The 1,850-nt window shown below is 47.5% G+C and carries 1 protein-coding gene; it reads left to right on the plus strand.

Features of this window, described 5'->3' with window-relative positions:
* Nucleotides 1-10: 10 nt before the first annotated feature.
* Nucleotides 11-1,850 (plus strand): GAF domain-containing protein (locus HW443_RS10955; RefSeq protein ID WP_219857249.1); only part of this gene is annotated, 1,840 nt, incomplete at its 3' end.

Consider the following 1,850-nt stretch of genomic DNA (forward strand, 5'->3'; position numbering starts at 1 on the left):
GCTGGCAGGTGTGCCACCAAGCATTCCCTTAGATGTAGACCGCGTGAACAGGTTGGCAGATGAACTGGGCATCATGAGAGGCAGCCTACTGGCAGCAGCCAAAAGCATGAAAGGGTTACCCGAGGAGACCATTCCCAATGCTGTTGACTTCCTATGTAGCCTTGCTCGAACCATAGCTGAGTTATGTTATCAAAGGGACGAATTGAGCACATGGGTAGTAGGGTTGTCTACTCTGTACGAGGTGGGGAAAGCTATAAGTTCTACCTTAAGCCTACGGGAAATACTAGATGTAACCATGGAAAGAGCTATCAGCGTGACGAAAGCAGAAACAGGTTCAATAATGCTCCTCGATGAAAAGAAAGGGGAATTGAGCATTGAAACTGCCTGTGGGCTTGATCATAAAGCTGTTAAGCAAGTTCGGACAAAGCTCGGGGAAGGAATTGCTGGCTGGGTAGCCCAGCAGGGCGAACCAGTACTCCTTGTGGATCTCGCCACCGATCCTCGCTTTAAAGATGTTAGCCAGAGAGAGGAGATAAGATCCGCCTTGTCTGTACCCTTGAAAGTGAAGGACAAGGTTATTGGCGTGCTCAATGTTAATAATAAGCTGGTTGGTGGGCCATTTAATGAAGATGACCTTGCACTGGTTTCTGCTTTAGCCAGCGAAATAGCGACAGCTATTGAGAATGCCCGCTTATATGAGGAGACGAAGCAAAAGGTTATGGAGCTATCTGCTTTGCACGATGTAGCTAAGAGTACAGCCTCTACCCTTAAGCTGGAGAAGTTACTGGCTCTAATCATAGAGAAGACCGCTCAGGTTTTGCACGTCCCGATGTGTGCACTGAAGTTGATTGATAAAACAACAGAGGAACTGACCGTTATGGCAAGTTCTGGTTTAACTAAAGAGTACATTGAAGGCCTCAGGTCCAGGGTAGGGGAAGGCATTACTGGGTGGGTGGCAAAAGAAGGCAAACCACTAGCTGTTAGTGATATTACCAAGGATTCTAGATACAGGTATCTTGGGGCAGCCAAGAGAGGACATATAAGAGCTATGCTTTGCGTTCCGCTAATAATAAGAAAGGGGACAATCGGGGTTCTCAGCGTCTATGCTCCATCTCCTCACTATTATACAGATGATGAGGTAAATCTACTCTCCACCCTGGCCAGCCAGACTGCCATAGCCATTGAGAATGCCAGGTTGTATGAGGAGATTAGTTACCAGCGAGGCGCTCTCGAGCAACTGATGGCCAAAACTATCCAAACCCAGGAGGATGAGAGAAAGATAGTCGGCCTGGAGGTTCATGACGTCATCTCTCAAGCCATAGCATCCCTCTTCTATAGGATTCAGACCTGCGAGAGGCTATTGGATTTGGACGTCAAACGGGCTCGAGAGGAATTCTCCGAGATGAAAAGGATGGCCCAGGGCACTTTGGATGATGTTACAAGACTTATGTTTAATTTGAGACCCCCTCACTTGGAGGATTTGGGCGTGTTTCCTGCCTTACGGAGATATGTTGACCAATATCAACGTGAAAACGCGATCTCTGTGGAGATGGAGGTAAAGGGGCGCCGTAAACGTTTCCACCCATCCGTAGAGATAACCATCTATCGGATTGTTCAAGAGGCTTTAACTAATGTGAGAAAACATGCTGAAGCCAGGCGAGTGGCGTTGAAATTTGAAGTAAATCAAGAGACTATTCACGGGTTGATAGAAGATGATGGCAAGGGTTTTAACCCTAACCCCTTTTTGACCAAGGGGGAAGCAGAAGGGCATCTGGGTTTGTTAGGCATGAAGGAAAGAGCCTACCCTTTGTGCACTACCTGGATAGCATTCACCAACTCGTCATGGGTAG

It is taken from the genome of Candidatus Hakubella thermalkaliphila, from assembly GCF_013281975.1.
Classification (GTDB): Bacteria; Actinomycetota; Humimicrobiia; order Hakubellales; family Hakubellaceae; genus Hakubella; species Hakubella thermalkaliphila.